Source organism: Dietzia timorensis, from assembly GCF_001659785.1.
Classification (GTDB): domain Bacteria; phylum Actinomycetota; class Actinomycetes; order Mycobacteriales; family Mycobacteriaceae; genus Dietzia; species Dietzia timorensis.
Window position 1 is genome coordinate 2,616,636 of record NZ_CP015961.1, and the last position, 11,511, is coordinate 2,628,146.

At 65.5% G+C, this 11,511-nt stretch carries 9 protein-coding genes; 3 read left to right on the forward strand and 6 right to left on the reverse strand.

Annotated elements, in window-relative coordinates:
• Position 1 precedes the first annotated feature (1 nt).
• Positions 2 to 865 carry a TIGR03084 family metal-binding protein gene (locus tag BJL86_RS12130; protein WP_231887154.1) on the reverse strand — a complete coding sequence of 288 codons (864 nt, stop codon included), beginning with the start codon at positions 863 to 865 and terminating at the stop codon, positions 2 to 4.
• A gap of 110 nt (positions 866 to 975) precedes the next feature.
• Between BJL86_RS12130 and BJL86_RS12135 the strand changes: the two genes are divergently transcribed.
• Positions 976 to 2,598 carry a class I adenylate-forming enzyme family protein gene (locus BJL86_RS12135; protein WP_067472813.1) on the forward strand — a complete coding sequence of 541 codons (1,623 nt, stop codon included), beginning with the start codon at positions 976 to 978 and terminating at the stop codon, positions 2,596 to 2,598.
• Positions 2,599 to 2,676: 78 nt separating this feature from the next.
• Here the strand turns inward: BJL86_RS12135 and BJL86_RS12140 are convergent, their stop codons facing one another.
• The 5 genes from BJL86_RS12140 to BJL86_RS12160 form a co-directional block, all read right to left on the reverse strand.
• Entirely contained in the window at positions 2,677 to 4,107 is a 1,431-nt protein-coding gene (locus BJL86_RS12140) for an MFS transporter (RefSeq protein ID WP_082908398.1), read from the reverse strand.
• Positions 4,108 to 4,239: 132 nt separating this feature from the next.
• Positions 4,240 to 5,136, reverse strand: coding sequence for a LuxR C-terminal-related transcriptional regulator (locus tag BJL86_RS12145; protein ID WP_067472820.1), 897 nt, complete (start codon positions 5,134 to 5,136; stop codon positions 4,240 to 4,242).
• A gap of 13 nt (positions 5,137 to 5,149) precedes the next feature.
• Entirely contained in the window at positions 5,150 to 6,022 is an 873-nt protein-coding gene (gene mmsB / locus BJL86_RS12150) for a 3-hydroxyisobutyrate dehydrogenase (RefSeq protein WP_067472823.1), read from the reverse strand.
• On the reverse strand, positions 6,022 to 7,173 hold the full coding sequence (locus tag BJL86_RS12155; RefSeq protein ID WP_067472826.1) for an acyl-CoA dehydrogenase family protein: 1,152 nt from the start codon (positions 7,171 to 7,173) through the stop codon (positions 6,022 to 6,024). Before BJL86_RS12155 ends, mmsB begins: the two co-directional genes overlap by 1 nt.
• 48 nt (positions 7,174 to 7,221) lie before the next feature.
• Positions 7,222 to 8,748: a CoA-acylating methylmalonate-semialdehyde dehydrogenase gene (locus BJL86_RS12160; protein ID WP_067472829.1), complete on the reverse strand. Its 1,527-nt coding sequence runs from the start codon at positions 8,746 to 8,748 to the stop codon at positions 7,222 to 7,224.
• Positions 8,749 to 8,885: 137 nt separating this feature from the next.
• Between BJL86_RS12160 and BJL86_RS12165 the strand changes: the two genes are divergently transcribed.
• Together BJL86_RS12165 and BJL86_RS12170 are read left to right on the forward strand one after the other, a co-directional pair.
• On the forward strand, positions 8,886 to 9,536 hold the full coding sequence (locus BJL86_RS12165) for a mismatch-specific DNA-glycosylase (RefSeq protein WP_067472832.1): 651 nt from the start codon (positions 8,886 to 8,888) through the stop codon (positions 9,534 to 9,536).
• Between the two features lie 132 nt (positions 9,537 to 9,668).
• Positions 9,669 to 11,390, forward strand: coding sequence for a long-chain-fatty-acid--CoA ligase (locus tag BJL86_RS12170; protein WP_231887155.1), 1,722 nt, complete (start codon positions 9,669 to 9,671; stop codon positions 11,388 to 11,390).
• The last annotated feature ends 121 nt before the right edge of the window (positions 11,391 to 11,511 follow it).

Genomic DNA, 11,511 nt, shown 5'->3' on the forward strand with positions numbered 1-11,511 from the left:
ATCAGTCCCTTCCTTTGCCGGGCATCCCGGCGAACGCTTGAGTGATGTCGAGCCAGCGGCGGGCGTCGGCTCCGGTTGCGACGAGATCGGTGTCGCGTAAGGCGATGCGCTGGGTGACGCGGAGGCAGAAGTCGCGCAGTGAGCCGGTGACGGTCTGCTCCGCGTCCTCGGGGCCGAAAGTCACCGTGCCGCCATCCGGTGCGGCGAGGGTGAGACCGAGATCCGAGACGGGCGGTTCCTCGCCGTTCATCTGATAGGAGAAGTTCCGCGTGCGGTACCCGATGCGGGCGACGAGAGCCAGCGCGGCGATCTCTGCCGGGGTTCCCTTGAAGCCCGGGGCGCGGCTCGCCACCGGGGCGCCCGGCGGTACCTCGGCGAGACCGTCGGCGACGTCGTATCCGTGGGCGAAGGTCTCCATGATGCGCGCCACGGCCATCGACTTCGGCCGCATAGGTGGGCCGAACCAGGCGATCTGCGTTCCCGGATCGAGGGATTCGAGCCGAGCAACCAGCTCATCCCTTCCCGCACGCCACTTTGCCACGAGCTCGTCGCGCGGCAGGAGCGCCAGCTCCCTGGCCCCTGAGTCGACGAAGCCCTCGGGGTCGGCCATCGCACCTTCGACGAGCGCGTCGAATTCCGCCTTGTCCCCTATCGCCGCGAGCGACGCCCGGTCGGTCCAGTGGAGGTGCGCGATTTGCGTCGCCACATCCCATCCCTCGGCGGGAGTGTCGGCATGCCAGCCTTCATCCCCCGCTGCCGCAACGAGCTCGTCGAGCTGTCGACCGAGTGCGGCCAGTGTGTCCAGCGCGCCGTCCAGCGGGGCCGGGCTCTGCCTTATGCCGTGGGTCACATCGTTGTCCGTCACGAAATCCACCATGCACCCTATCCGCGAAAAAAGCAATCATGATTGCTTGCTTTTCTCGCAATGCATCCGCACACTGGAGTTGTGATACACACCACAGCATCGGAGTAGCCATGGAACTCGACCTTTCCGGCATCGACCCGTCCGCCCACGCCCTCGCGCGGCGCTGCAGCGTCGGCGACATCCCCTCGCGCGGGGCGCAATCCTTCGGCCCCAGGACCGCCCTGATCGACGACGACGGCTCATGGACCTACGCCGAGCTGGAATCGAACTCCAACCGCTTCGCCCGCGGTCTACTTTCACTGGGAATCGAGGAGACCGAGCCGGTGGCGATCTTCTCCACGAACTCGCGAGAGTTCGTGGCCACCTACTTCGCCGCGGCAAAGGCGGGTATGGTCGCGCTGCCGGTCAACCTTCTCGCCGGCGCGGAGAACATCTTGCACGCGCTCACCGATTCCGGCACCCGAGTCCTCGTGGTGCACGCGTCGCTACTTCCCCTGATCACGCAGGGGCTGGCCTTCGCTCCGGCAATCACCCACGTCGTCGTCACCCATCTGCCCGCAGGGCAGTCGTTGGATCCGATCGACGGTTCTCCTGCCGAGCTGCATCGTTGCGAGGATGTGCTGAGCTCCGATGACGGCGCGCTGGACACGATCATCACCGACCGACAGATCGTCCAGTGCCTGTATTCCTCCGGCACGACGTCCCGACCGAAGGGCGTGCTCACGAGCCATTTGGCGGTGTCATTCGCAGGTCTGACGAACGCGGTGTTGTTCGGCGGATCGTGGGGTGCGAAAGGGGCGTCGACGGTACTCGCGCTGCCGCTGTTTCACACCGCGGGACTCAACGGGGTCCTGATGAGCTACCTCAGCGTCGGCGGCAGGATTCGCCTCCTACCCGGTTTCGACCCCGCGACATTTGTGGAGGCCATCGCCGAGGTGGAGGCGAACATGATCTTGGCGCTGCCGATGATGCTGGAGGCCGCCGTCGCCGAGGCCGAGTCCTCCGGGACATCGCTCGCCTCCCTCGACCATGTCGTGTACGCGATGGCGCCGATGTCGGAAGAGGCCTATTCCCGCTTATCGGCGGCGATACCGCAGGCGGAAATCGTGCTCGGTTCGGGCATGAGCGAGTGCACCCCGGCGACGGTGCTGCAGTGGCCGGAGGACTATCCGGACAAGGCCGGCGCCTGGGGACATCCGTCCCCGTCGACGTTCCACGCCATTACCACGCCCGGCGGCCCCGACGTTCTCGGCGCGGACACCGATGGCGAGCTATCCTATCGCGGCCCGACCGTGATGGAGGGGTATTGGAATAACCCGGGCGCCAACGCCGAGGCGTTCGCCGGCGGATACATGCACTCCGGGGACCTCGGCCGGATCGATTCGAGCGGCGTGGTGTGGTTCGCCGACCGGGTCAAGGACGTGGTCAAGTCCGGAGGGGAAAACGTGTCTTCCCTTCAGGTCGAGCGCATACTCGCGGATCATCCGCACATCGCGGAGGTTGCGGTGATCGGCCGGGCGGACGATAAATGGGGCGAACAGGTCGTGGCGGTCATCGTGCCCGGCACCGGTGCGCCGGCCGAGGTCGAGCTCATCGAATCGATCCTCGAATTCGGCGCGCAACGACTGTCGAGCGCGCAGCGCCCGCGGGAGGTGCACATCGTCACTGAGCTCCCCAAGACCGCGACGGGCAAGATCCGGAAAGTCGAACTGCGCAGTTCTGGGACTGGATAAGCTCGCCACGTCGTGATCGCACCCGCGCGCCTTGCAGCAAGCACCCTCACCGCAAGGCCCGCTCGGCGTCGGTCGCAACTAGGTGACAAGCGTGGCCGATTCCTCGTCGCTCTCGTCTTGCGCCCCGGCATTGATGTCGTTGCGCGAGGACTCGTGCATGGCGACCACGCACAACACCGATATGCCCGAAAGCACCGCAAGCATGATGCCAACACCGAAGCTGTCCCCGCTTCCGACGAGCTGTGCGGCAATGAGGGGCGGGATTGCTCCGCCCAGGATTCCCGCGAGGTTGTATCCAAGACCCGCCCCGGTGTAGCGGAAGCGCGCCTGGAACATTTCTGGCAGTGCAGCCCCTGTTGGCCCGTAGGCGATGCCGAAAATGATGAGGGTGATCCACAGGCCGGCCGCGAAAGCCACCGGCGAACCGCTGTCGAGCACAGGGAACAGGCACAGCGTCCAGGGGACGGCGAGCACGCAGGATGCTCCGATCACCTTGCGGCGTCCGATTGTGTCGGACCACATCGCCGAGGCCACGATTGCGGCGCCGAACAACACCGAACCGATCATGCCCATCGCGAGCACGAATGCACGCGAATGCCCGAGATTGGCTGTGCCATAGCTGGTGAGGAAAGAGGTGCCCATGTAGAAAAGCGAGAATAGTGAGGCCAGAGCGCCGCCGGCGATGAGAATTTCTTTCCACTGGTGCCTGATCGCATCGAGGAACGGCAGGCGTCGTACGGTCTCGGTGGTCTGACGAATCTCGACGGTCTTGAATACCGGGGTTTCTTCGACGGCGAGCCTGATCCACAGCCCGACCGCGACGAGAGCTGCTGACAGAATGAACGGAATACGCCAGCCGTACTGCAGAAACGCGCTGTCGGCATCCATCTCGCCCGAGGCGGCGAAGGTGAAGAGGAGGAAAGTTCCCGAGGAGAGGCAGAAGGCGAAGGCAGGGCCGAGCTGCGGCCACATTCCCATCATCCCACGACGGCCCTTGGGAGCGTACTCCGCGGTGAGCAGCGTCGCCCCGGCCCACTCGCCGCCTACGGCGAAGCCCTGGAAGAACCGGCAGAGCACAAGCAATATCGGCGCCCAGATACCGATGCCATCTGAGAATAGGCCGAATGCACCGGTGTCATACCCGGGGAGCAGTCCGATGAATACTGTTGCGATTCCCATGATCAGAAGGGTCCACACGAGAGTGCGTTTGCGGCCGATGTTGTCGCCGAAGTGACCGAAGACAATCGCACCGACGGGACGGGCGAAGAACGCTACTGCGAAGGTCGCGAATGAAGCGAGGGTCGCAGTCGCCGGATCTTGGTCGGCGAAGAATACGTGGGGAAATACCAGGGCAGCCGCAGTGCCATAGATAAAGAAATCATAGAACTCGATCGTGGTACCAATGGAGCTCGCGGCGGCCACTCTGGCGAGTGAGACCTTCTTGGGATTTTCTTCCCTTTGCGGTGGCGGGGAGTCCGGTTGGTAGGAGGTGGGTTCGTGGGTGTGCATCGTGGTTACCCCTCGGGCGTGACGGCGCCCGCTGGTGGCCGGCGCAGTGATTGGCGTCTATCGCCTCATACCGGCGATAACGAAATCCTAATGTGATGCAGACCACAGTTTTTAAACCCGAAAGTAGAGGGTTTACGGCAGGTAACCGAGCAGCCGCGCCCGGGCCACGGACTCCATCCGAGAACGCGTCTCGAGCTTGCCGGAAATGTTGCGCATGTAGGTCTTGATCGTGTCCGGGGACAGCGAAAGCCGCACCGCGACCTCCGCATTCGAACAACCCAGCGCCACCTGGCTGAGGACGGCGATTTCTCGCGGGGACAACAATTTGCGACCCTCCGACGTCATTCCCGGTGGTGCGCCTGCGTCACACGTTGCGGCGCTTTGCCCCATTCCGACGCGGACGAGTGAGTCGCCGGCGGCGAGAATTCTGCGCCCGAGGTCGTTGTCGCCGAGTTCGGCGGCGATGGCGTGGAGCTCGCCGTGGAGCAGGCGCAGGCGCTCACGGTCGGTCGATTCCAGCCCGTGCCGGACCTCCGCCGATGCCACCTCGGCCATGGACAGGCGCCGGTCGACGTCGTCGCGCACCCGGTATTCGATGGCGAGGCTGTTCGCGGCGCCCGCGAACACCTTGTGAGTGGCGTCGCCTAGCGAGGATACCGCGCGCAGGCCGCCGTAGAGCATCGCGCGCACTCTCCCACCGACCACGACGGGCATGGCGATGATCGTGCGCAGGCCCTCGCGATTGACGGCGTGGCGGTAGTGCGTCGTGATGGCGTCGCAGTTTTCGTAGTCGCGAACCTCGGCCGGGCGCCGGGTCTTGAGCACCCGGCCTCCGAGCCCGCGCCCGCTCTCCACCTCGACTTCTCGCAGCGCCTGGCTGCGCCCACCGATGACGTTGTCGAGCGCGACGGATCCTTCGACGCATTCCCCGCCGAAGACGACGTCGAATTCGCTGCGCTTGTGCAGCTCGCGGAAGGCGGCGCCCAGCGCCTCGGAGTCGCTGGGTCGGAAGTGGGTTTGCGTGGACATGTTCTCTATTCTTCTATCCGCGGAGCTTGCCGATGATCGCGCTGAAGTCCTTGTCGGCGTTGTCCTCGGCGAACTCGCTGTACATCGCGGCCGCCGCAGCGCCCATCGGCGCGGTCGTGCCGGCGGATTCGACGGCGTCCATCGCAAGGCCGAGGTCCTTGCGCATGAGCCCGGCGGCGAAGCCCGGGCGGAAATCGTTGTTCGCCGGGGACGACGGGGCGGGTCCGGGGACGGGGCAGTTGACCTCGAGCGCCCAGCAGTTGCCGGTCGCGCCGGTGACGACGTCGTAGAGCGCCTGGTCGGAGAGGCCGAGCTTTTCGGCGAGCACGAAGGCTTCGCCGACTGCGATCTGCTGGACGGCGAGGATCATGTTGTTGCAGAGCTTCGCGGCCTGCCCCGAGCCGGGAATGCCGCAGTGCACGATCTTGCCGGCCATCGGCTCGAGGACCTCTTTCGCGCGAGAGAACTCCTCGTCCGAGCCGCCGACCATGAATGCGAGCGTCCCCGCGGTGGCGCCCTTGACCCCACCGGACACAGGCGCATCGATGTGGGCGAAACCGGCGGCGCGGGCGCGTTCGCCGGTCGCGCGGGCATCGTCGACGGAGATAGTGGAGCTGTCGATGAACAATGCGCCGTCGGTGGCCGTACCGAGGATCTCGTCGTAGACCTGGGAGACAAGTGCGCCGTTGGGCAGCATCGTGATGACGACGTCGGCACCGCGCACAGCGTCGGCGGCGCTGTCGCATCCGGTCGCCCCCGCGGAAACGGCGACCTCAAGCGACGCGGGCGCGGGGTCGAAGCCGCGCACGGCGTGCCCTGCGGCCAGGAGATTTGCGGCCATGGGCCCGCCCATGTTTCCGAGTCCGAGAAATGCGATCGTGCTCATCATGCTCCCAGTCCGCGCGTGGCGACGGTCCGGCCGACCACCATGCGCATGATTTCGTTGGTTCCTTCGAGGATGCGGTGGACTCGCAGATCGCGTTGGATCTTCTCCACCCCGTATTCGTGCAGGTAGCCATAACCGCCGAAGAGTTGGAGTGCCTGGTCGGCGACGTCCCAGCAGGTCTCGGTGACGAACATCTTCGCCATGGCGCACAGCTCGACGTGGTCGGGGTCTTTGTCATCGAGGGCGCGGGCGGCGCGCCACAACATCTGTCGAGAGGCTTCCAGCTTGGTCGCCATCTCGGCCAGCGCGAAACGGACCGTCGGTTGGTCGGCGAGTGTCTGGCCGAAGGCCTCGCGTTCGCGTACATAGTTCACGGCCTTCGAATACGCCTCGGTCGCGGCGCCGAGCGAGCAGGCGGCGATGTTGATACGGCCGCCGTTGAGTCCGCGCATCGCGATGGTGAACCCGGTCCCCTCGGTCTCTCCGATGAGATTGGCCGCTGGGACGCGTACCTGCTCGAGAATCACCTGTCGGGTGGCCTGCGCGTGCCAGCCCATCTTCTTCTCGTTCGGACCGAAGTCGACGCCGGGCATATCCGCGCTGACAAGGAACGCGGAGATCCCCTTCGGCCCGGAGTCTCCCGTGCGCGCCATGACTACGTAGAGATCGCTATCCCCGGCACCGGAGATGAACTGCTTGGTCCCGGTGAGCACGTACTCCTCGCCGTCACGCACGGCCTTCGTGCTCAGTGCCGCCGCGTCCGAGCCGGCCCCGGGTTCGGTGAGGCAGTAACTGGCGAACAGGTCCATCGTTGCCAACTTCGGGATCCACTCGGCACGCTGGGCGTCGGTGCCGAACTCGTCGATCATCCACGTGCACATATTGTGGATCGACAGATAGGCGGCGGTAGCCGCGCACCCGCGGGAGAGTTCTTCGAAAATGCGCACGCCGTCGAGGCGACGCATCCCCGAGCCGCCATGCTCTTCGGACGTGTAGATCGCGGCCACGCCCATGTGCGCGGATTCGCGGATCACGTCCTTCGGAAAGTGCTTGTCCAGGTCCCATTCGAGGGCCTTGGGGGCGATGCGCTTGCGCGCGAACTCGGCGGTCGCGTCGACGATCGCTTGCTCGTCGGGGGTCATCACTGGCATGAGGGAACGGGTCCCCTTTCTTGACGTTACTGTGACGCGAGTGGGTCGCTAGTCCATGAGCGGCATGACGAAGCTGGCGCCTTCCTTGACGCCGGACGGCCACCGCTGGGTCACGGTCTTGACCTTCGAATAGAACTTGATTCCCTCGGTGCCGTGCTGATTGAGGTCGCCGAATCCGGACTTCTTCCAGCCGCCGAAGGTGTGGTAGGCGATCGGCACGGGAATCGGCATGTTGACGCCGACCATGCCCACCTGCACGCGGTCGACGAATTCGCGCGCGGTGTCTCCGTCGCGGGTGAAGATCGCCACGCCGTTGCCGTAGTCGTGTTCGCTCGGCAGCGCGAGCGCCTGCTCGAAGTCCTCGGCGCGGACGACCGAGAGGACCGGGCCGAAGATCTCGTCGGTGTAGATCGACATGTCGGAGGTGACGTTGTCGAAGAGTGTGGGACCGATGAAGTAGCCCTCCCCCAGTGATTCGCCCTCGAACTCGGCGTCGGCGGCTCCGGCACCGCGACCATCGATGACCACGGTGGCGCCCTCGGATTCGCCCGCGGCGATGTAGTTCTCCACGCGAGTGCGTGCCTCCGACGTCACGAGCGGACCGTAGTCGGCCTTCGAATCGTGGCTGTGGCCCACGCGAAGTTCGCGGGTCTTCTCCGCGATCTTCTCCACGAGGGCATCGGCGGTCTTCTCGCCGACGGGCACGACCACCGAGATGGCCATGCAGCGTTCGCCGGCGGAGCCGAACCCTGCGCCGACCAGCGCGTCGGCGGCCTGGTCGAGGTCGGCATCGGGCATGACGATCGCATGGTTTTTCGCGCCGCCGAAGCACTGGGCGCGCTTGCCGTTGCGAGCGGCCTCCGTGTAGATGTACTGCGCGATCGGCGTCGAGCCGACGAAGCCCACGGCCTGGACGGTCTCGTTCTCCAAGATCGCATCGACCGCCTCCTTGTCGCCGTGCACGACCTGCAGCACGCCGTCGGGCAGGCCCGCCTCTGTGAGCAGCTCGGCCAGCCGGACGGGAACAGAAGGATCCCGTTCGGACGGCTTGAGGATGAACGCGTTACCGCAGGCCAGCGCGGGCCCGAGCTTCCACAATGGGATCATCGCCGGAAAGTTGAACGGGGTGATCCCGGCGACGACACCCAGGGGCTGGCGCATCGAGTACACATCGATTCCCGACCCTGCGCCCTGCGAGTACTCACCCTTGATCAGGTGCGGGGCGGCGATGCAGAACTCGATGACCTCGAGGCCGCGCTGGATATCGCCATGCGCATCGGGCACCGTCTTGCCGTGCTCGATCGACAAGAGCTCGGCGAGCTCGTCGGCATGGGCGTTGACGAGGTCCACGAAGCGCATGAGCACGCGGGCGCGCTTTTGCGGGTTGGTCGCTGCCCAGCCGGGTTGCGCCTTCGCGGCGCGGGCGATGGCGTCATCGACCTCCGCCCTCGAAGCGAGCGGGACGAGCGCCTGCGCGCGCCCCACGCTCGGGTTGAGCACCTCGGCCTCGCGGCCGCCTCCTCCCTCTGCTCGCTTGCCGTCGATGTAATGGGTAACCCTGCGAAGCTCGGCCATGAGTGCCTTCCTTTGACGAAAGTCTGTGCTTCTACGTGATGAGCGCCACATTACAGCCCACGGTGCCGAGATTCCAGTGAATTAGCACTAACCGTTATTGGGCCTCCCCTGCGCGATCGCGTGTCACCATGGAAGCGATGTCAGAACCATTTCTCCCACGCCGCCCCTCCCCGATGGGAGGGCGCAAGCCCACCAACGCCGACCTGCCGGCATTCGCCACGCCGAACCCCGACGCCATCGACGACGTTCTTCCCGCACCCGGGACCCGGCTGCGCATGCTCATAGTCGGGGTCAATCCGGGGTTGTGGACGGCCGCCGTCAACGGCCCCTTTGCCAGGCCCGGAAACCGTTTCTGGCCATCCCTCCACCGCGCAGGCCTGACCGGGCACCAGATCGACGCCTCGTTGGGATTGTCCGATGACGACGCACGCCACCTCGCGCTCCGCGGAATCGGAATCACCAACCTCGTCGGACGGGCGACGACGCGCGCGGACGAACTAAGCAAGGACGAACTGCGAGCGGGCGGCCGCCGACTGGTGGAGCGACTGCCGCAGCTACGCCCCGATGTCGTCGCGGTCGCGGGAATCACCGCGTTCCGGGTGGCTTTCGACGACCGGAAAGCCGTCCTCGGCGAACAGGACACCACGGCGATCGGGGGCTGGCCGGGCGGCGTGCGATTGTGGGCGGTCCCCCAGCCCAGCGGGCTCAATGCCCACGAGAACATCGACTCACTGGCGGCAAAATGGCAGACGGTATGGGACGCTGCCACGGATGCGGCCTCCGATTAGTGCACACAACGCAGGCCGCTCGCGCGCTTCGTCGCGCGATCTAACGAGGCGCATTATCTGGGAATTCACAGGTACGTTGTCGGATATAGAACGAAGAACCACATCCGCCTAGAGCACCCTGGAGGATCGCCTGTGAGCACGATCGCCGACACCACCGACAAGATCTGGAAGAACTCGTACGCCGACGGGGTGCCGCTGCATCTCGATTACGGCCACGACACCCTTGTCGACACGTTCGGGGAGGCGGTCAAGAAGTACCGCAAGCGCAGCGCACTGTCGTTCTTCGGCAAGTCGACCACGTACGGCGAGCTCGGCGAGAAGGTGCACCGCTTCGCCGCGGTCCTCCACGCCAAGGGCGTGCGCTCCGGGGACACGGTCGCGATCGTGCTACCCAACAGCCCACAGAACGTCATCGCGTTCTGGGCGACGCTGTCGCTGGGGGCGTGCGCGGTCCAACACAACCCGCTGTATACGGCCGCCGAGCTCACCGCACCATTCCAGGACCATGCCGCCAAGGTCGCCGTCGTATGGAACAAGGCCGCCGACGTCATCGACAAGGTCGCATCCGAGGCTCCCGTCGAGACGATCATCGCGGTCGACCTCATTGCCGAGATGCCGCTGTCGAAGCGGATCCCGCTCGCGCTTCCGCTGCCGCCACTGCGCAAGATGCGCGCCCAGCTCAGCGAGCACGCGCCGCGGCACGAGGACTTCAACAAGCTCATGGACAAGGCGTCGGTGCGCAAGGGCAAGAAGGTCACGAAGGCCGCCGAAGTGTCCGAGTCCGCGGCGGCGCTCATGCTCTACACCTCCGGCACCACGGGCAAGCCGAAGGGTGTGCCGCTCACCCACGAGAACCTGCGCGCCAACGTCAAGCAGGGCATCGCGTGGGTGCCCACGCTGCGCGAGGACATCCAGCACGTCATGCTCGCAGCGCTGCCGATGTTCCATGCCTACGGCCTCACGCTCAACATGACCCTCGCGCCGTTCATCGGCGGTCAGATCGTGCTGCTGCCCTCGCCCACCAAGGAACTGCTCACCGACACGCTGAAGAAACACTCGCTCACGTGGGTGCCCGGCGTGCCAGCGCTCTACAACACGATCCTCGATATCGCCGAGTCCAAGGGCTACGCGCTGGATAACGTGCGCGCGGCGTTCTCCGGTGCGGCTTCACTTCCGACCGACGTCATCGAGCGGTGGGAGGACACGACGGGAAGCGTGCTCATCGAAGGCTACGGGCTGTCGGAGACTTCGCCGATTCTCGTCATCAATCCGGCGAACGAGGACCGTCGCCCTGGCTACATCGGGCTGCCGATTCCCGATACCGACATCAAGTTCGTGAGCACCGAGGACCCGACCGTTGAGGTCGGGATCGGCGAGGAGGGCGAGATCATCGCGAAGGGCCCGCAGGTATTCGGCGGGTACCTCAATCGACCGGAGGCGAACGAGGAGTCGTTCGTCGACGGCTGGTTCCGCACCGGAGACGTCGGGGTCATGGATTCCGATGGCTTCATCAAGATCGTCTCCCGCGTCAAGGAGATGATCATCACCGGCGGATTCAATGTTCATCCGCAGGAAGTCGAGGATGTCATCGCGCAGGTCGACTCCATCGCGAAGGTCGCCGTGGTCGGGGTTCCCAAGGACGACGGCTCCGAGAAGGTCGTCGCCGCGGTTGTCCTCGCAGACGGTGCGACGCTCGATGTCGACGCGCTGAAGAAGCACTGCCGAGAAAACCTCACCCGCTACAAGGTACCGCGCGATTTCTTCGCCTTCGACGAGCTCGCCGAGGACCAACTGGGCAAGATCCGCCGCGTCGAGGTGCGCCAGCAGGTGTTGGACATGATCGACGAGGCGTGATCGGAGCTGCTTCGCTGTAGCGCACAGCGAACTCTGAGCGGCGTCGTAGGTTCATCCATGCGGCGCCGCTCATTCTCGATAACAGCACCCCGCGACCGGCGGTGCACCGGCAATCGAGGAG

Coding starts and splice junctions, on each gene's coding strand:
- BJL86_RS12160 (WP_067472829.1), bottom strand. CDS start 8,748: ATGGCCGAGCTTCGCAGGGTTACCCATTACATCGACGGCAAGCGAGCA.
- BJL86_RS12145 (WP_067472820.1), bottom strand. CDS start 5,136: ATGTCCACGCAAACCCACTTCCGACCCAGCGACTCCGAGGCGCTGGGC.
- mmsB (WP_067472823.1), bottom strand. CDS start 6,022: ATGAGCACGATCGCATTTCTCGGACTCGGAAACATGGGCGGGCCCATG.
- BJL86_RS12135 (WP_067472813.1), top strand. CDS start 976: ATGGAACTCGACCTTTCCGGCATCGACCCGTCCGCCCACGCCCTCGCG.
- BJL86_RS12140 (WP_082908398.1), bottom strand. CDS start 4,107: ATGCACACCCACGAACCCACCTCCTACCAACCGGACTCCCCGCCACCG.
- BJL86_RS12165 (WP_067472832.1), top strand. CDS start 8,886: ATGTCAGAACCATTTCTCCCACGCCGCCCCTCCCCGATGGGAGGGCGC.
- BJL86_RS12155 (WP_067472826.1), bottom strand. CDS start 7,173: ATGCCAGTGATGACCCCCGACGAGCAAGCGATCGTCGACGCGACCGCC.